Here is a 17,729-nt window from a genome sequence, read left to right on the forward strand (position 1 = left end):
CCGCGTCCACGGCTCGCCGTCATCGCTGCGGGAACCCCGCACCGCGTGCGCCCGCCCGCTGCGTCCACGGGTCGAACAGGCGGGTGGAATGCACCGCGTGTCACATTAGACTGACACCAGCCCCTGGCAACCAGGATCACCCAACGGAAGGGAACGAGCGCTATGGACGTCCAGCCCATCATCGACCGCATGAATACCGGCCTGTTCATCAACGGACAGTGGCGTGACGCCGAAGGCGGGAAGACCATCGACGTCATCAATCCCGCCACCGGGAAGGTCCTCACCAGCGTGGCCGACGGCTCCGCCGCGGACGCCGAGGAGGCCATCGAGGTCGCCGGGGAGACCCAGGACTCGTGGGGCCGCACCGCACCTCGCGAGCGAGCGGAGATCCTGCGCCGCGCCTACGAGATCCTCATCGAGCGCGCCGACGACATCGCCGCGGTGATGACCGCGGAGATGGGCAAGCCGCTCGCGGAGTCCAAGGGCGAGGTGACCTACGGCGCCGAGTTCTTCCGCTGGTTCTCCGAGGAGGCCGTGCGGATCGACGGCGACTTCACCAAGTCCCCCGACGGCAGCACCCGCATCATGGTCTCCCGTGAGCCGGTGGGCCCGTGCGTGCTCGTCACCCCGTGGAACTTCCCGCTCGCCATGGGCACCCGCAAGATCGGCCCCGCGATCGCCGCCGGCTGCACGATGGTGTTCAAACCCGCCAAGCTCACCCCGCTGACCTCGCTGCTGCTCGTCGAGGCGCTCGTCGACGCCGGGCTGCCCGCCGGGGTCCTCAACGTCGTCACCTCGAACTCCGCCGGCCGCGTCGTGACGCCGTGGATGGAGTCCGGGATCGCCCGCAAGGTCACCTTCACCGGTTCGACCGAGGTGGGCATCGGCCTGCTCGAGCAGGCGGCGAAGACCGTGATGAACACTTCGATGGAGCTCGGCGGCAACGCCCCGTTCGTCGTCTGCGAGGATGCGGACCTCGACAAGGCCGTCGAGGGCGCGATGGTCGCCAAGATGCGCAACATCGGCGAGGCCTGCACCGCCGCCAACCGCTTCTTCGTCCACCGCTCCGTGTCCGACGAGTTCGCCCGCCGGCTCGCCGAGCGGATGGGTGCGATGAAGGTCGGCAACGGCCTGGACGAGGGCACCCAGGTGGGCCCGCTCGTCGAGGAGAAGGCGCTGAACAAGGTCGCCGAGCTCGTCGACGACGCCGTGGGCAAGGGCGCGAAGGTCCTCACCGGCGGGAAGAAGATCGACGGCGAGGGCTACTTCTACGCTCCGACCGTGCTCACCGATGTGCCGGAGGACTCCGACATCCGCATCGAGGAGATCTTCGGACCGGTCGCCCCGATCACTCCGTTCGACACCGACGAGGAGGCGATCGCGCTGGCCAACGAGACCGAGTACGGCCTCGCCGGCTACCTGTACAGCGAGAACATCGGCCGCGCGATGCGTCTGGCCGAGGAGCTCGAGTGCGGCATGATCGGGCTCAACACCGGCCTGATCTCCAACCCGGGCGCACCGTTCGGCGGGTACAAGCAGTCGGGTCTGGGCCGCGAGGGCGGCCGCGTGGGCATCGACGAGTTCCTCGAGGTCAAGTACGTGGCTCTGCCGCGCGGCTGACCAGCAGCGCCGCACGCGCTCTCCGCACGCAGATGGCCCCCGGTCCTTCGACCGGGGGCCATCTGCGTGCTGGTGCGATGCGGGTGTCCGGGAGGTGCGCGTCCCGGCTCGCTGCGCGGGGTGAGCTCAGGCGCGGCGGCGGGCGAGCACCTCGTCGAGGCGGCCGACGCCGCGGGTGCGGGCGCCGCCGATCGCGGTCCGGCCGTGGGCGAGCGGCCCGGCGTCCGCCGCGGTCTGCGCGTCGTCCTCACGGGCGGCGTCCTCGAACTCCGGGCGGTAGCCGAGCTCGGCGGCGAAGCGCTCGGCGAGGCTCTCCTTGGACTGCGGTTCGAGCCGGAAGGACGAGGCATCGGCCACGACCGGCTCCGGCTGCGCCCGGTCGACGACCGGGGCGTCGACGTAGGTGGGGGTGGGCACCGGCGAGGGGTTCCAGCCGGTGGCCGCGAAGCGGGTGGCGAGCAGGTCGTCGCTCCCGGCGGGCGCGGGGGCGCCGCTTGCCGGGGGCTCCGTCGCCGAGGTGCCGGTCGCCGAGGTGCCGGCCGACTCATCCGGGTCCTCGTCCCCGGCGAGGTCGGTGCCGAGGCTGAGCACGACGCGCTCGCGCACCTGGGTGACCTGGAGCTCGCGACGCGCCCGGTGACGCGCTGCGGGGGCCTCGGCGGTGGAGGATGCGGCCGCGGTGGAAGATGCAGGCGCGGAGTCCGAATCCGGGGCCGAGGACTTGGTGGGCTCGGCGGAATCAGCGGACTCGCGGGATTCCTCGGTGGCCGTGGGCGCCTGCGCGCGCGGAACCTCGGTCCCGGCTCCCGGGTCGCGCTCCGCCCCGGCCCGGTGCTCCGCCCCGGCGCGGTGCTCGGCCCCGCGCCCGGCACCGAAGACGGCGCGGATGGCGGAGAGGTCCACGGTCGCATCGCGATCGTCGTCCTCGACGAGGGCGACGGCATCGGGAGTGCGCCGGGACTCGGGGGTCGCAGCTGTTCCGGGGGTCGCAGCGGTGGCGGAGGCCTTCGCGGCGGGCGCCTCGCCCCCGGCGCGGCGGAGTCGACGGATGGAGAGGTTGATCGAGCGGACCATGAGCAGGCAGCCGCCGGCGAGGACGAGGGTGAGCACCGGCACCGCCCAGGGCACCACGCCGAAGGGCACGAGCACCGCGGTCACGAGGGTGGCGAGCGCGGTGCCGAGGAATCCGAGGCCGACGAACGGCAGCGCCGTGCGCAGGCGGGCGATCTTCTCGCTCGACTCCCGGTCGGCCGGCTGCGGGCGGAAAACCTGATCGGCGGCCGGGGTGGAGCGCGTGGGCGCCGCGGAGTCGCCGACCGTCCCACGTCGCGCGCTGCCGACCAAACCGGTGCCGGACCCCCGGCCCGGACCCGCCGCCGGCGTGCCGACGCGCGCGCCGACCGTGCCGGTGGTGTGCCGGGAGTCGGCGATGCGAGCGCGGAAGTGGGCGGGCAGGTCACGGTTCGTGCGGTGCTGCATCGACGGGCCCGTGGCAGGTGACTGGGAAGAGGTCATGTGAGAGTCCATCGGTTCGTGGTGGGTGGAGAGCGGGAGGAACGCGGTCTGGCCGACCGCCAGCGGCAGGGCGGCCGCCTCGGCCTCGGGATCGAGCGGGGCGGCGAGGTCGAGGTGCGCGGTCCCCCTCTCCGCACGCGAGCTGTCGGCCGGCCGTGCGCTGTTCGGGACATCGCCGTCGATGACCGCGAGGCGCGGGGCGGGCTTGGACAGCTGGAGCACCGGCGCCGAATCGGCCACCCGGTGGACGATCTGGGGCGGTTCGAACTCCGCGGCGTCACGATCCGCGGCGTAGAGCCGGGGTGCGTCGGCCGGCCGCAGGCACGAGGTGGCGCGCACCTCGGGGCATTCCCGCGCGGTGGCGGGGACGTCGTGGACGTGGCCGTGGGTGAGCGTGCGGTCGATGCGGCGCAGGGACGCGGGCAGCATGAATACGAACAGCACTGTGATGACGAGGGCGATGGTGATGCTGGTATCCACAGTCCAACTGTAGAAGGGTGGAGCAGGTCACGATCGGATCACAGGGGGCGTGTCGGGATCCGTCCGGTGTTCTGGGCCGGGTTCATCCCCTCGGGGGTCCGATTCCGCGTCTCAGGACCAGGATTCCGTGCCACCGGGCCAGTGGCGGTCGTCGGCGACCGGGCCGGGGCCGACGGTGCCGGCGGAGGAGTTCCGGACGCGCTGCCAGTAGTCGAGGAGGCCGAAGGGCACGTCCTCGGCGACGAGGGCGAAGGTGCGGTGATCGCACCACTTCCCGTCGATGTGCATGTAGCGCTCGCGCACGCCCTCGTCGCGGAAGCCGAGCTTCTCCACCACCCGCAGGCTCGCCGTGTTCTCCGGCCGGATGTTGATCTCGATCCGGTGCAGGCCGAGCGCGGAGAAGCAGTGGTCGGCGGCGAGCGCGACCGCGGTGGGCGTGTGGCCCCAGCCGGCGACCCGCTCGTCGATCCAGTAGCCGATCGTCGCGCTGAGCAGGGACCCCCACTGGAAGGAGCTCACCGTGAGCTGGCCGCGGAACCGGCCGTCGACCTCGATCGCGAAGGGCAGGATGAGCCCCTGGCGGGCCTGGCTCGCGAGCATCCGGCGCAGCGGGTGGAAGCTCGGCAGGGTGTACCCGGGGTCGGGGTTCGTCGCCTCCCAGGGGCGCAGCCAGTCGGCGTTGTGGCGGCGCACCTCGGTGTACTCGCGCGCATCCTGCCGGTGGAGCGGCCGGAGGACGAGTCCGCCCTCGGACAGCACGACCGGCCAGAAGCTGCTCATCGCTCAGTCCGCGGACCCGGACTGCGGGCCGTCGGTGGGCATCGTGTCAGTGGGCATCGTGTCGGAGAGCGCCGTGTCGGTGGGGCGGCCGCCGGCGGGTGCGGTACCGTCCGCATGCTCCTCGTCGCCCTCGGCCGGGCCCTCGCCCGCCCCGGACTGCGGCCGACGCTCGGCGTTCCACATCTGGAGGATCGTCGCATCGGGATGCGGGTCGTCGACGACGACCGGCCATGGCAGGGTCTCACCGGATCCGGTCTCCAGATCGAACTCGAGCCCGTCCGCCGGCGGCTCGTCGAGCTCGGCGAGCATCTCCGAGGCGAGTCCGGCGAGGAGCTCGGCACTGGCGGCGACCGCCTCGGCGCGGTCCGGCAGGGTGACGACGAGAGTGCCGTCGATCCGGCCGCACACGAGGTTCTCGAACACCGCTGCACGGTGGCCGGCGGCGTACTGCTCACGGCGGAGCAGCTCGGACAGCCCTGGCACCTCGACCTCGATCTCGGTGCGCAGGATGTCGGCGATGTCGGGGTCGCCGTTGGCCCGCAGACCGCCGATCGTGACGAGCACGTCGAACGAGGACGCCGCATCGTCGATGAGCGCCTGGAGCCGGTCGCCGGAGCCGAGGATCGATTCGACCACGGAGAACTCGTGGCCCTCGAAGGCGGTCACGAGCGTCCGCACGAGGCTGGTGTCCACCGCGGCGGACACCGGTACGACGAGCGCGGAGTACGGCTTCATCGCCCGGTCGTCGACCCACGGTCGGGGGATCTCGGTCATCGGTCGGAGGCGCCGCCGGACTGCGGGGCGTCGAGCGCGGCGACGTAGTCGCGGAGCCACGCGTGGAGCTCGTCGGCGAGGTCGTCGCGCCGGCCGGCGAGCTGGACGACGGCCTTGAGGTAGCTGATCTTGTCACCGGTGTCGTAGCGGTCCCCGGAGAACACGACGCCGTAGACCCCGGCCGAATCCGGATCCGCGGCGAGGGTCTCGAGCGCATCGGTGAGCTGGATCTCGTTGCCGCGCCCGGGAGGGGTGACGCGCAGGACGTCGAAGATCTCCGGGGCGAGGACATAGCGGCCGATGATCGCGAGGTTCGACGGCGCGGATTCCGGTTCCGGCTTCTCCACCAGCCCGGTGACGCGCACGACGCCGTCCTCCCCGGTCTCCTCGACCGCGGCGCAGCCGTAGAGGTTGATGGTGTCGGCCGGGACCTCCATGAGCGCGACGACGCAGCCGCCGGTCCGCTCCTGGACCTCGATCATCTTCGGCAGGATCGGGTTCGCCTCATCGATGAGGTCGTCGCCGAGCAGCACGGCGAAGGGCTCCTGGCCGACGTGCTGATGGCTCTTGAGGACGGCATGGCCGAGTCCCAGCGGGTCGCCCTGGCGGACGTAGTGGATGTCGGCGAGCTCCGAGGCGTTCTGCACGAGGGCGAGCTTCTTCTCGTCGCCCTTGTCCTTGAGCGCGCTCTCGAGGCCGTCCACCCGGTCGAAGTGGTCCTCGAGCGGACGCTTGTTCCGGCCGGTCACCATGAGCACGTCGGAGAGCCCGGCCCCCACCGCCTCCTCGACGACGTACTGGATGGCCGGCTTGTCGACGACGGGGAGCATCTCCTTGGGGGTCGCCTTGGTCGCCGGGAGGAACCGGGTGCCGAGCCCCGCGACGGGGATGACGGCCTTGCGCACGGGAACGATCTGCTTGTCTGCCATGCCGGCCAGTCTACGCTGAAGGCGTGGACACGACGCCGGAACCCAAGAGCATGGAGGCCGCCGCCAAGGCGCGGCTGCGCAGGAGGGTGCGCACCCGTCGCCGCGAGCGCGCGCGGGCCGCGGCCGAGGCGCTCGCCGGGGGAGCAGGGGTCCGGGAGCCGGGTGCCGGGCCGACCGCCCCCGGGGAGCCGGAGCGGTTCGCGGCCGTGCTCGCCGAGGTGCTCGCCGGCTCCCGCGCTGTCCTCGGCTATGCCTCCTTGGCCGGTGAGCCCTGCCTCGATCTCGCACTCGATCAGGCGAGGGCCGCGGGCGCCGCGGTGCTCCTCCCCCTCACCACCGCCGGCCGGCCCCTCGACTTCGGCGTGCTCACCGGGCCGATGAGCACGCTCCCCCGCACGGGGAAGTGGCAGATCCGCGAGCCGAGGTCCGGGGCACCCGCCGCCGAGGCGCTCGCCGGTGAGATGGCGGGGCCTGCCGGCCGCCCCCTCCCACCGGTCGACACGATCCTCGTGCCCGGCCTCGCGTTCTCGCGCGCCGGGGTGCGGCTGGGCAACGGCGGCGGCTTCTACGACCGCACCTTCGGTCCGCGGGGGGCCGCCCCTCCGACCGGGTGCGGGGTGCAGGTGCTCGGGGTGTGCTTCGCAGAGGAGCTCGTCGATGCGCTTCCCCACCAGCCCTGGGATCTGCGGGTCGACGCCGTCGTCACCGAGCGCGGCATCGTGCCGGTGGGGTGAGGCGCTCGCCGGTGGGCTGAGACGCGACCCGGCAGGGCATGCGTGCTGGTCTATACTTCTTCGGGACTCTGACGAGAAAGGCCGACAATGCCCACGTACTCCTATGTCTGCAAGAACTGCGGTCACGCCTTCGACATCCACCAGGCGTTCACCGACGATTCGCTGACCGTGTGCCCGGAGTGCCAGGGCACCCTGCGCAAGGTCTTCGGCAATGTGGGAGTGACGTTCAAGGGTTCGGGCTTCTACGCGACCGACTCCCGCTCCTCCGGCGGCTCCCGCGCGGCGGCGAAGTCGGGCGGATCCGAGTCGGGTTCGAAGGACGCTGCTGCTGCCGGCGGCAGCACGGGCGCCCCCTCCGGCTCCTCGGGGTCCGGCTCCTCGGACTCCGGCACGTCGAGCACCTCGGCGACCGGCGATTCGAGCTCCTCGTCCTCGAAATCCACGGCCTCGACCTCCGCCTGACGGTCTCCTGCTCCCGGCACGGGGCACGATCGAGAACCGTCCTCTGGTCACAGTGCACCGTCCTCAGGTCACATTGGGGACGGCCGCGCGCCCTCCATCCACAGGCGCACGACGGTCGTAGCGCGGTCCGGGCTCCGCGGGGCACAGTCGGGTCATGGTCTCCTTCCGACTCCCTCTCCCCCTGCAGCGGTTCGCCGCGCTGTCCGTCAAAGATCGCCGCCGCACCCGTCGCCTCCTCGCCTCACTCGCGCTCGCCCTCGCGACCACGCTCGTCGTCTGGGCGCTGACACCGCGTCCCGCGGGCACCCCGGTGGTCGTCGCCGCCGGTGACATCGCCCCGGGCTCGACGATCGGTGCCGGCGACCTCGGGACCCGCACCTATCCCGCCGCGCTCGTCCCCGCCGACGCCATCGAATCCGTCGCCGAGGCGATCGGCAGCACCTCCGCGGCGCACCTGAGCCCCGGCCTGCCGGTCACGCGGTCCGGGCTGCTCGCCCCGCGCGCCGAACCGCTGGCAGAGGGGCAGCTCCTCATGCCGGTGACGGTGACCGACGAGGCCGCGGCGGCCACCCTGCGGCCGGGGCACCGGGTCCGGGTGTTCGCTCCGGGAGCGGGCGCCTCGGCCGCAGGCGGCGCGGATGGAGAGGTCGAGGGGGTGCCGGGTGCCGCAGGGGCGGACGGGACCGGCGCGGTGATCGACGAGGCGGTGGTCGCTTCGATCTCCCAACGGGCGGGGACCGCGGTGTCCGGGTCGACGACGGTGATCACACTCATCGTGTCCGGACCCCAGGCCAGCGCGCTCGCCGCGGTGTCCGGCACGGCGCTGAGCTTCGCCCTGCTCAATTGAGAGGGAGCGAGAGGACATCGGCAGGCGTCCGATGCTGCTGCGGTCGCGGTCGATCCCGGCCGCTCACCGGCACATCGGCCACCTCACCAGCGGCTCCGTGTGCTCAAGCTGTCAGTCTCTCGAGAACCGGCCCGGTAATGTGACGAGTATCAAATTCTGAGATGCTTGAAATGTCTACTGGATCGTCTTTTCGCCGCTATCATGTTCTGGGCGCTCATGCGCACACGGGAGCAGTGTGCTCCTGACCCATCTGTGAAAGGACACACTATGCTCAAGGGCTTCCGGGATTTCATCCTCCGCGGCAATGTCATCGAGCTGGCGACCGCCGTCATCATCGGTACCGCGTTCACCGCGATCGTGAACGCCATCTCCGACAACATCATCAACCCGCTCATCGCGGCCGTCGGCTCGCCGGACGTGGGCGGTCTCGGCTTCCGCATCCGTCCCGACGTCGAGGCGACCTTCCTCGACTTCGGTGCCGTGATCACCGCGGCGATCAACTTCCTCATCGTCGCCGCTGTCGTCTACTTCGTCATCATCATGCCGATGAACAAGCTCAACGAGCTCCGCAAGCGCGGTGCTGCTGAAGAGGACGTGCCCCCCACCCAGGAGGAGCTGCTCGCCGAGATCCGCGACCTGCTCGCCAAAGGTGCCCAGGACGTCGTCCCCGACCAGCGCCTCGAGGGCGGCCCGGCCACCGGCATCGACCCGAACTACCCCCCGCGCCACTGAGTCGAAGAGGCAGACCTCCACGCAGAGGCGCCTCGGACCCGACGCGATCACAGCGCCCCCGGACAGGAGTCCGGGGGCGCTGTCGTGTCGATGGCACCTCAATGCCGTGCGCCGCGCCCGGGCCGGTGAACGGGGTGCGGTGGTGCACCAGGACGGTCAACCCGCTCAGCGCGGCTTGGTCTGCCAGTGGGGCGGGCGCTCGGCGAGCAGCCGGGCCTCCTCCGCGCTGAGCGCTCCGGGCCCGCCGGGCTCGCGATCGAGGCCGTCGCCGGCCGATGACTCGTTGCGCAGCGTACGCCGGTAGGCCTCGACTGCCGCGCGGGTCCGTGCGTCGCGGGCGCGCCGCTGCGCGGAAGCACGGTCGTCGGCAGCGCTCGGCTCGATGCCGTTCTGCTCCTCGGGCGGCATGGGACGCCTCAGCTCCGCGCGTCCCCGCGATCGGAGGCGGATTCCCCGGCGTCGTGGGCATCACCGTCCTGCGCGACGCGCTTCCCGGGATGCTTGCCGGCACCGCCGCCATCCGCAGCACTCTCTGCTCCTTGGCCAGTGCTCTCCCGTGTGGTACCTGCCTCGGGCGCATGCTCCTCCTCCGAGCGTCGGCCCTGCTCGGACTCGCGGAGCCCGGCGTCGAGGAGGTCCTGCTCGCGGAGCTTGCCGGTGTTGTACAGCGGCATGACCTCGCTCTGGCCCACGGAGCCGCCCGCGGCGGGGAGGAACACCTCGTCCTCGGTGCGACCGGCCTGCTCGGCCGGCGGCGCGGCGGACCGCTTGGCCTGCGCATAGCGGTCGCGGTAGCGGGCGACGGCGGCGTCGAGCCCGGACTCCACGCGCCGGGAGCGGCCCTTGAGCGCGAGTGCGGCGCGCAGCTGCGCCTTGAGCTCGTCGTCGCCGCGGGACACACGGTCGGACTGGATCCAGTCGACCATCGCGTCGAGGTCCTCGGCGGAGTACGTGTGGAGCGGGAGCCCCGGGGTGAGCTTGGGGCGGTTGCCCTGCCGGCCCACGACCACCGCTGCGGCGCGGGCGGCATCGAGCACGGCCTGCGGGGAACGATCCTCGACGGTCTCCTTCCACATCTCGAAGATCCGATCCGCCTCCGCCTGCGGGTCGACGAACGCATCCGTCGACCACACCCGCAGATAGCGCCAACCGCGTCGGGCGAGAGCCTCCGCGCGGAGCCGCTCGCGCTCACGGATGCTCTCCGTCGCGGCGTAGTCCGCACCGTCGGTCTCCACCGCGAGCGCCATCCCCTGGGTGGGGTCGGCGGATACGGAGACGGCGAGGTCGATGTCCTCGTACCCCTCGTCGGAGTACACCCCGCTGCGCAGCAGGCGCTCGGCGATGTCGGAGATCAGCGGGTCGCGCTCCGCGTCACCGGCGGCGGGCATGGTGCGGCCGCCGGCGGCGGCGTCCGCGAGCAGCCCGGGCAGCACACGGGCGCCGTGGCGGAGGCGGGCGAGCTCGAAGTCGTCGGCCTCGAAGCACGACACGACGGTGAGCTTGCGCCGGGCGCGGGTCACCGCTGCGGCGAGCAGCCTCTCCCCGCCGGGCTTCGACAGCGCCCCGAAGTTGTAGACGACGCGACCCTGCCGGGTGCGGCCGTAGCCGAGTGAGAAGATCACGGCATCCCGGGCCATCCCCTGGATCCGTTCGCAGTCGGTGACGACGAACGGCTCCTTCGTCGGGTCGGTGAAGAACGACGCGACGTAGGGGTAGGTGCGGATCGCCTGCTGGATCGCCGCGGCGACGCGCTGCGCGTGCCACGGGGTGAGGGTGACAACGGCGAGCGACTGCCGCGAGCGGGTGCGCGCGTGCTTGAGCACGAGGTCGACGACGCGGTCGACCTCGACATCGAGGCTCTCGACCTGACCGGTGGCGGTGTCGGGACTGCCGAGCGCGTCGGGCACGAATGAGAACTCGACGCCGGAGCCCTCGTTCGTCAGGGCGGTCGGCAGGCTCGAGATCGTCGAGTCGTAGAACCGGCGGTTGACGAGGTCGACGAGGCCGGCCGGCGAGTGCCGGTAGCTCGTGTGGAGGCGGTGGGACGGGAGGAACTCCGCGAGCGCGCCGAACACGCTCGGGCCGCTCGCGTTGTCGCGCTGGCCGCGGCGGTCGACGGCGACGCTGAACTCGCGCGGGCCGAGCAGCCGGTCGTCGCCGAGTGCGATGACCTGCTTGGAGCGGGCGATCGCCGGGAGCACCTCGGTCACGGACATCCGCCCGGCGTCGGCGATGATCACGGTGTCGAACAGCGGCACGTCGGCGAAGTACTCCGGCACCTGGAAAGGGCTCATCATCCACACCGGGGCGAGCGCGGTGAGCACGCGCGGTGCCTGCTCGCTCAGCGCCTCGACGTGGAGGTGGCGGGAGCGCAGGGCGTCGCGCACGGCCTGCGCCTCGTCCTGGTGCTCCTCGATCGCGCGCTTCCAGCCCTGGCCGTGGCTGTAGCGCAGCCGGGCGGCGCCCGCGGCGACGTACTGCTTGTCGCAGATCCGGTAGTCGGCGACGACGCGATGGAGCTCGGTCCCGTCGTGGCCGCCCACCTGGGGATCGGCGGCGGCGAGCTGCTTGAGCACGGTCGCCCAGTAGGCGAGGTCGAACTCCTGGCCCACGAGCTCGTGCGGCACGCGGCGTTCGCGCAGGTCGCTGAGGAGATCGCCGAGGCCGCGGCCGCGGAGCTCGGTGTCGATCCGGGTGCGGGCAGGCAGGTCCGCGAGGCTGTCGCGGTCCTCGCCGAGCGCCTGCAGCCGGGCCTGCGCCTCCTCGACGAGCATGGACCCGAGGTCCCCGCCGTCGGGGGTGTCGCTGAGCACCGGTTCGAGCTTGCGGAAGTCGGCGACGATCTCCTGGTGGAGCTCGTCGGCTTCGAGCAGGCCGCGCGGGATCTGCGGGCGGATGTCACGCCCGGCGATGTCGCGCAGCTCGGCGCGCTGCTGGGCGGCGGCGAGCAGTGCTGCGTGCATGTCGTCGACCGTCGCGCCGGGGCGCAGGAACTCGCGTGCGGCCTTCTTGTACCGGTTGCGCTCGAACATGCCCATCTCGATCTGGTGCTCGCGGCGATATTCGGCGCTGCCGGTCGCGGCGATGAGATCGGACAGGTTGTGGTCGTAGACGTCGGGCGAGAACCGGTCGAGCGTCCTGCGCACGCCGAGCAGGACGGCGAGGCAGCGGCCCCAGGCGTCGACGGTGCGGGCGGGGTTGAGGCCGGCTTGGCGGAGCAGCGGCTCGACGAGCTCCACGAGGGCCGGGATCTTCTTCCCGGCGCGCTCGGCGACGCGGCGGGCCGCCTCGGCGTCCTCATCGCTGGCGAACCGGGCGCCGAACCACACGGTGTCCTCGACGTCGAGGGTGAAGGCGCCGAGCTCGGAGAACTCGATGAGGCGGGCGCGGAGGTCCTCCCGCTCGGCCTCGCTCGCCTCGACGACGGACGAGTCGAAGCGCACCGCGGTCGACGGACCGGGTTGCTCGGCGGTGAGCTGCGCGAGGCGCCGCATGGTCGACAGCACGGACACGCCCCAGGGTTCGCGCACCCGGTGGAGCGACTCGGAGTGCTCGCTGAGGATCGCCCGCTGGTCGTTGAGCTTGGCGAGCAGACCGCCGAGGTCGGGGCGGGGTGCGCGTTCGGCGTCGGCGATGAGCGAGATCAGGCGGGTGTGGACCTCGGTCGGGGTCATCCGACCGTCGACGGCGAAGCCGCCGAGCCCGGCGCGCTCGAGGCGGGAGGCGAAATCGCCGAGCGCATCGGAGTTCTGCGCGAGGTAGAGGACGCTGCGGCCGGTGTGGGCGAGCGTGGTGGCGATCGCGACGGCGACCTGGGTGGCGCCGGTGCCGGGCGGGGTGTCGACGACCACGGATTCGCCCATCACGGCGGCATCAACGACGGCCTGCTGGTCGCCGTCGACGTCGATCGCGAGGAATTCCTCCTGCGGCTTCCGGTCCGGCAGCGGCCGGGGCAGCTCGCGCGGCTTCGGCGTCGGTGCGGACACGGCGCCCGGGTCCGCGGCGCTCGCCTCGTCCAATCCGGTGTCGTCCCGGTCGGAGCCCGAGGAGTCGTCGCGGGACGCCGAGCGCGGGGTGCGGCGCTCGGCTGCGTGCTTCCGTGCGGCCCGCTTCTGCTCCCGGCGCCCGACCGGCACGGCGGTGCTGCCGGTGGGGGCGTCGTCAACAGTGGAATCCTCGTCGGACTCGGCGTCGGCGGTCGAGGCGTCGGCCGCATCGGAGTCGCCGGTGGCGGATCCCGCGTGGGTCGGCCCGTCGGAGTCGTCGGCCTCAGGGCCCTCGGTGCTGTCGGGCCGGTCAGGGCCGTCGGTGCTGTCGGAGCCGATGGGATCGGCCTTCGCGTCATCGGCCGGCGCGGCTTCGGGATCGTCGGAGGCACCCTCACGCGGGGCGCCCTCCCCCGGGGTCTCCACCGCCGGCTTCTCAGCACCGGACGGGGCGCCGTCGGCAGCGGGCGCGGATGCGGCGGCCGGAGCAGCGGGGGCTTCCCCGGGGATGTCGGCGTCGAGGATCGGCTCGGTCGGCTGCCCCTCGTCGAGAGACACCTCGGCCGAGGATTCGCGCGCCGCCTTCCCGCCGGCCGGCGGCTTCCCGGCGGAGGGCGCCTCGGGAGCGGAATGCGACTGGACGCTGCGTTCGGGTGCCCGGGCAGCGGGGCCGCCGAAGCTGCGGCGGGCGGCATCGTCACCGGCGAGCGCACGGAGCACCGGGTGGCCGCCGGGCAGCTCCTCCCCGCTGAAGGGGGTCGTGATGTTGGCGAAGGTCGACACGACGAGACGCTGGTTGACGAGCAGGCCGGGGATCCCCTTGGCGAGCGCGCGGAGGCGCTCGAACACCGGGGCGGCGTCGAAGCCGTGGCTGTTGCCGGTCGCCTCGACCCATTCGTCGACGTCGATCGTCACCCGGTGGTGGCGCTCGAGGTAGGACACGAGGGCAGGATTGATCGTGATCTCGTCGTCGAGCACGATCTCGAAGTCCTCGACCCGGCTGCCGCGGGGCACGAGCCGCACGTGGCGGAGCATGACGGGGGCGATGTAGTCGGTGCGGCCGCCGGACTCGTCGCGGCTCCAGGTGGCGAAGCCGATCGCGAGGTGCGCGGTGTTGATCCCGCGCTCACTGGCGAGCTGCTCGGCCTTCTGCCGGATCGAGCGGGCGCGACGACGGGCGTCGGACAGCAGCTCCTGGTCGCGGATCAGGCTCGACAGGCGCGTGGGCCGGCCGGCGAGCAGCTGGGCGAGCCCGGAGGGATGCGCACCGGTGAGCTCGATCGAACCGTCGCGGGAATCGCGGTACTGGAGCATGGTGTCCCGGCCGCCGATCCGGGCAGCCTGTTCCTTCCACGCCGCGAACGTTCCGCCGACGGAGGCCTGAGTAGTGGAATCGGAATATGACACAGCTCGAGACTATCGGGATCGGGCCGCGATCACCGCCCGGCGCACCGTCAGCGGCGAAATTTCGGCGCCGATCGGACTGCTAGACTGTCCGTGCGCCGCGACCGGCGCGCCCCCACGATTCCGCCAGGGCGCGCTGACCTGCCCGCGGCGCGTGCCCCCGTAGCTCAGGGGATAGAGCACCGCTCTCCTAAAGCGGGTGTCGTTGGTTCGAATCCAATCGGGGGCGCACTTCTCACCAGGGGAAACACTCCTCTGGACGCGCGCGCTCACACCTGCGGGAACATCACGAGCGCGCTCCGTGCGATCTTCTTCAGCTGACCGCGGTCGCTCGCCGCTCCGATGACGCCGCCGAGGCCGGGGATCGCCTTGCCGAACAGCCGCACCGAGCGCAGTCCGAAGCGGCGCAGGATCCGGCCGCCGATCGCGTTGGCGACCGCGGAGATCTGCGGCTGGGGCAGGCGCTTGGCGACCTGGCGGCTGGCGAAGCCGGCCACCGGCCCGAGCCCGATGTTGCGCAGCACGTCGCCGGACTCCTCGCCGACGAGCGCGGCGAGCACCCGGGTGCGCACCTCGTCGTCGCGGAGGTCGTAGCCGCGCACGGAGGCGATCGCGGCGACCATGCGGGTGGCCTGGACGTAGAACTCGAAGACGTTCGTCGGCAGCAGCACCGGCAGCGTGATCGCACCGCCCAGGCCGGTGAGGAACCCGCCGGCGGTGATGCCGCGGCGGTGGCTGCGGATGATGCGCCGGATCGCGAGCTCCGGGTCGCGCCTGCCGCGGCCGCGCTGGGCCTTCCGGGCGACCTTCTCCGCCGAGTCGAAGGTGAGCTTCCCGTCGATGCCGATGTCGCGGAACGCCTCGACCATGTGCTGGAGCGCGCCGCCGTCCTCGGCGGCCGGGTCCGCACCGGCCTCACCGGAGCGCGGCGGCTTCTGCGCCTCCTCCACGGCCTGGCGGGTGGTCTTTTCGTCCGCGCGGTCGCGGCGCAGAAGGCTGAGGATCCCCATGGCGACTCCGGTCTCGTGATGGTGGGTGAACCTCTCCATCATGCCGTGATCCGCGTCTTCGCGCATCCCCCGGCCGGCAAGGCGCCTGGACGGAATGCGTCGACGGCCCGAGGAGCCCCTCCCGGTGCGCTCCACGGCTCGACCCGGCCCGCCCGGCTGCTCTCATTCCGCGGCGCGCGCGCCGAGCCGGAAGCGCAGCAGGACGAGGAGCGTCGCGAGGGTGCCGCCGAGCAGCGCGAGCGCGGGCCCTGCTCCGTCGGTGACGAGCTGTCCCACGATCACCGCACCGATCGCCCCGGTGAGGAGCACCGCGTCGAAGTGCCAGAGCACGACGAGGACCATGACGGGGTCGCCCACCGGGGTGGGCACCGAGGAGGTGAGCATCGACACGGGCATTGCGCCCTTGGCGCTGTCGCAGGCACGCGCCGCGACGGCGAGGACGCCGAGGAGCACCGCGGCGAGCACTCCGGTCCGTCCCGCGTCCGCCGGCGCCCCGGTCAGGAGCACGGTGAGCGCGGCACCGGCCCCGGCGAGGACCGGCGCCGCGCCGGCCGGCAGGAGCGCGTGGAGTCCGTAGAGCCGGGCCGTCGAATACCCGTAGAGCGCCGGCGCTCCGACCGTCTCCGCCGCGTGCCGGAATCCGGCGCAGAGCACCCCGGAGGCCGTGAACAGCAGGGCGGCAGCCGGTGCGGCGAGCACCCACGCGGGCATCAGCGCAGTCGTCACCGCAGCCACGCTCAGTGCGCCCGCGGCGGCGATCCCGGCCGCCCCCACGAGGAGGGTCGCCGGTGTGCGGGCCGCCCCCACGAGGTCGCGCAGCAGGAAGCGGAGGGCGGTGGAGCGCGCCCGCACCGCCGGCCAGCCCCGCCCGGTGACGGGCACGGCGCGGTAGGCGGCGAGCGCGGAGGTGAGGTCGCCGGTCCCTGCCGCGGCCCCGGCCGCCTGCCTGCGCGCGGCCTGCGCGGCGAGCGCCTCGGCCCCGACCTGATCGAGAAGACGCGGGACGCACAGCGCGAGCGCCCCGGCGAGCAGACAGAGGAACACCACCGGCAGCCAGGCGAGCACTCCCCCGGTGTGCCCCGCGAGCGGGCCGGCGGCCGGCCAGGTGAGCCCGAACCAGCCCCAGGGCGTGACCCACTGCAGCGGCGGCACCGCGAACGAGGCGAGCACGAGCACCGCGACCCCCAGCGCACCGCACGCCGCACCCGCCCCCGGGCCGAATCCCGGGACCCGCGCCTGCCCGGCGAGCCAGACGACCGAGCAGATGAGCCCGAGGCCGGCGGCGGCGATGACGAGCCGGGCGACGGCGAGCACGGGCACCCCGGCTGCGACGCCCAGCACCCCGCCGACGCCCCCGGCGACGATCAGGAGCACCCCGATCACGGCGAGCGCGGAGGCCCAGAAGTCGCGTCGGAGCGCCGTGCGCCGGGGCACATCGGTGCGGGCGAGCAGGAGGACGGCGAACGGGGCGAGCGCCACCGGCCCGCGCACCCGCCCGAACCGCGCGAGCGCGATGAGCAGTGCGCCGGCCGCAGCTCCGGCCCAGCCGGGTGCGGCTGCGGCCACGAGGGCGGTGGACACCTCGGCGGAGGCGAGGAGGAGCACCGCGCCGCGGGCGAGCGGCACCCCGAGGACGAGCCCGAGGAGGACGGCGGCGTAGGCGATGACGGTGAGGTCGTCCCGGGAGGGTGCTGCGCTGCGCTGCCGGTGGAGCCGGCGCAGGAGCGCGAGGCGGGAGGCGGGGGTGCTCACCGAGACCGCAGTGCTCAAGCGGCGGGCTCGGCGAGGGCGACGACGGCATCGGCGACGGCCTCGACGAGCACCGGCGAGTGGCTCACGAGCACTAACGTCGTTCCCGCGTCCCGGCGGCGGCGGAGCGCGGCGGCGACGAGACCGCGGCGGTGCTCGTCGAGGCGCTGCTCGGGCTCGTCGACGAGCAGCACCGCGCACGGCCGCACGAGGGTGAGGACGAGGGCGAACAGCTGCCGCTGCCCCGAGGACAGCTCGTGGGGGAAGCGGGCGGCGAGGTGGGCGATCGCGAGCTCGGCGAACACCGCATCGGCCCGCGCCGCGGCCTCGGACAATGCGATGCCCCAGGAGGCGGCCACGAGGACGGCGTGCTCGCGCAGCGTGAGATCGCGGGCGAGCGGCGGCAGCCCGAGGTGGGCGGCGACGAGTCTGCGGAACTCCGCGCTGCGGTCGTCGGCGGGGCGCCCGGCGATCGCCACGGTGCCCGAGGTCGACCGGGCGCGGCCGGCGAGCGCTCGCAGCAGCGTCGTCTTGCCGGCCCCGTTGGGCCCGGTGACCGCCAGCGCGCGCCCGGCCGCGAGCGCGAAGGACGTCGGTGCGAGGAGCACCTGGCCGTCGAGGGAGACGCCGAGGTCACGGGCCTCGATGCAGGCGTGCGGGCCGCCGGGCTCGGGACCGCCGGGAACGGGTGCGCCCGGGCCCGGGCT

At 73.1% G+C, this 17,729-nt stretch carries 14 protein-coding genes and 1 tRNA gene; 6 read left to right on the forward strand and 9 right to left on the reverse strand.

Going from position 1 to position 17,729, the window contains the following annotated elements:
• The first annotated feature begins 162 nt into the window (after positions 1–162).
• The gene (locus tag AB0I45_RS07265; protein ID WP_360317555.1) at positions 163–1,620 is read left to right on the forward strand and encodes an NAD-dependent succinate-semialdehyde dehydrogenase; all 1,458 of its coding nucleotides are present in this window, start codon (positions 163–165) and stop codon (positions 1,618–1,620) included.
• A gap of 126 nt (positions 1,621–1,746) precedes the next feature.
• On the opposite strand, the gene AB0I45_RS07270 is transcribed toward AB0I45_RS07265, so the two are convergent.
• From AB0I45_RS07270 to galU, 4 genes are all read right to left on the reverse strand, one after another.
• Positions 1,747–3,615 (reverse strand): hypothetical protein, encoded by a 1,869-nt coding sequence (locus tag AB0I45_RS07270; protein ID WP_360317558.1) that lies wholly within the window; start codon positions 3,613–3,615, stop codon positions 1,747–1,749.
• Positions 3,616–3,726: 111 nt separating this feature from the next.
• Entirely contained in the window at positions 3,727–4,395 is a 669-nt protein-coding gene (locus tag AB0I45_RS07275) for a GNAT family protein (RefSeq protein ID WP_247423281.1), read from the reverse strand.
• Positions 4,396–4,398: 3 nt separating this feature from the next.
• Entirely contained in the window at positions 4,399–5,169 is a 771-nt protein-coding gene (locus AB0I45_RS07280; protein WP_345029743.1) for a hypothetical protein, read from the reverse strand.
• On the reverse strand, positions 5,166–6,098 hold the full coding sequence (galU, locus tag AB0I45_RS07285) for a UTP--glucose-1-phosphate uridylyltransferase GalU (protein WP_345029741.1): 933 nt from the start codon (positions 6,096–6,098) through the stop codon (positions 5,166–5,168). Before galU ends, AB0I45_RS07280 begins: the two co-directional genes overlap by 4 nt.
• Positions 6,099–6,121: 23 nt before the next feature.
• On the opposite strand from galU, the gene AB0I45_RS07290 reads away from it, so the two are divergent.
• The 4 genes from AB0I45_RS07290 (at position 6,122) to mscL (ending at position 8,873) form a co-directional block, all read left to right on the forward strand.
• Positions 6,122–6,832 (forward strand): 5-formyltetrahydrofolate cyclo-ligase, encoded by a 711-nt coding sequence (locus AB0I45_RS07290; RefSeq protein ID WP_360317563.1) that lies wholly within the window; start codon positions 6,122–6,124, stop codon positions 6,830–6,832.
• 87 nt (positions 6,833–6,919) lie between these two features.
• A complete protein-coding gene (locus tag AB0I45_RS07295; protein WP_360317566.1) occupies positions 6,920–7,294 on the forward strand; it encodes an FmdB family zinc ribbon protein in 375 nt (124 codons plus the stop codon).
• A 154-nt stretch (positions 7,295–7,448) separates the two neighbouring features.
• Complete coding sequence (locus AB0I45_RS07300; protein ID WP_137318936.1) at positions 7,449–8,141, forward strand: SAF domain-containing protein; 693 nt, start codon at positions 7,449–7,451, stop codon at positions 8,139–8,141.
• Positions 8,142–8,408: 267 nt separating this feature from the next.
• The gene (gene mscL, locus AB0I45_RS07305) at positions 8,409–8,873 is read left to right on the forward strand and encodes a large conductance mechanosensitive channel protein MscL (RefSeq protein WP_137318935.1); all 465 of its coding nucleotides are present in this window, start codon (positions 8,409–8,411) and stop codon (positions 8,871–8,873) included.
• Positions 8,874–9,038: 165 nt separating this feature from the next.
• Here the strand turns inward: mscL and AB0I45_RS07310 are convergent, their stop codons facing one another.
• A complete protein-coding gene (locus AB0I45_RS07310; protein WP_137318934.1) occupies positions 9,039–9,281 on the reverse strand; it encodes a hypothetical protein in 243 nt (80 codons plus the stop codon).
• Positions 9,282–9,289: 8 nt separating this feature from the next.
• Complete coding sequence (locus tag AB0I45_RS07315) at positions 9,290–14,266, reverse strand: DUF4011 domain-containing protein (protein WP_360317571.1); 4,977 nt, start codon at positions 14,264–14,266, stop codon at positions 9,290–9,292.
• 153 nt (positions 14,267–14,419) lie between these two features.
• Between AB0I45_RS07315 and AB0I45_RS07320 the strand changes: the two genes are divergently transcribed.
• Positions 14,420–14,492: transfer RNA gene (locus AB0I45_RS07320), tRNA-Arg, on the forward strand.
• Between the two features lie 40 nt (positions 14,493–14,532).
• Here AB0I45_RS07320 and AB0I45_RS07325 read toward each other — a convergent pair.
• The 3 genes from AB0I45_RS07325 to AB0I45_RS07335 all read right to left on the reverse strand — a co-directional run bounded on the left by AB0I45_RS07325 (position 14,533) and on the right by AB0I45_RS07335 (position 17,630).
• A complete protein-coding gene (locus AB0I45_RS07325; protein WP_360317574.1) occupies positions 14,533–15,315 on the reverse strand; it encodes a hypothetical protein in 783 nt (260 codons plus the stop codon).
• A gap of 120 nt (positions 15,316–15,435) precedes the next feature.
• Positions 15,436–17,025, reverse strand: coding sequence for a hypothetical protein (locus AB0I45_RS07330; protein ID WP_360317577.1), 1,590 nt, complete (start codon positions 17,023–17,025; stop codon positions 15,436–15,438).
• Between the two features lie 14 nt (positions 17,026–17,039).
• A complete protein-coding gene (locus tag AB0I45_RS07335) occupies positions 17,040–17,630 on the reverse strand; it encodes an ATP-binding cassette domain-containing protein (protein ID WP_360317580.1) in 591 nt (196 codons plus the stop codon).
• Positions 17,631–17,729: the final 99 nt, after the last annotated feature.

It is taken from the genome of Brevibacterium sp. NPDC049920 (assembly GCF_040656435.1).
In the GTDB taxonomy this organism is placed as follows: Bacteria; Actinomycetota; Actinomycetes; order Actinomycetales; family Brevibacteriaceae; genus Brevibacterium; species Brevibacterium pityocampae.

What these genes read in the sequence shown, in the direction of transcription:
- AB0I45_RS07300 (WP_137318936.1), top strand. Translation starts at nt 7,449, where the DNA reads ATGGTCTCCTTCCGACTCCCTCTCCCCCTGCAGCGGTTCGCCGCGCTG.
- AB0I45_RS07265 (WP_360317555.1), top strand. Translation starts at nt 163, where the DNA reads ATGGACGTCCAGCCCATCATCGACCGCATGAATACCGGCCTGTTCATC.
- AB0I45_RS07275 (WP_247423281.1), bottom strand. Translation starts at nt 4,395, where the DNA reads ATGAGCAGCTTCTGGCCGGTCGTGCTGTCCGAGGGCGGACTCGTCCTC.
- mscL (WP_137318935.1), top strand. Translation starts at nt 8,409, where the DNA reads ATGCTCAAGGGCTTCCGGGATTTCATCCTCCGCGGCAATGTCATCGAG.
- AB0I45_RS07280 (WP_345029743.1), bottom strand. Translation starts at nt 5,169, where the DNA reads ATGACCGAGATCCCCCGACCGTGGGTCGACGACCGGGCGATGAAGCCG.
- galU (WP_345029741.1), bottom strand. Translation starts at nt 6,098, where the DNA reads ATGGCAGACAAGCAGATCGTTCCCGTGCGCAAGGCCGTCATCCCCGTC.
- AB0I45_RS07310 (WP_137318934.1), bottom strand. Translation starts at nt 9,281, where the DNA reads ATGCCGCCCGAGGAGCAGAACGGCATCGAGCCGAGCGCTGCCGACGAC.
- AB0I45_RS07295 (WP_360317566.1), top strand. Translation starts at nt 6,920, where the DNA reads ATGCCCACGTACTCCTATGTCTGCAAGAACTGCGGTCACGCCTTCGAC.
- AB0I45_RS07325 (WP_360317574.1), bottom strand. Translation starts at nt 15,315, where the DNA reads ATGATGGAGAGGTTCACCCACCATCACGAGACCGGAGTCGCCATGGGG.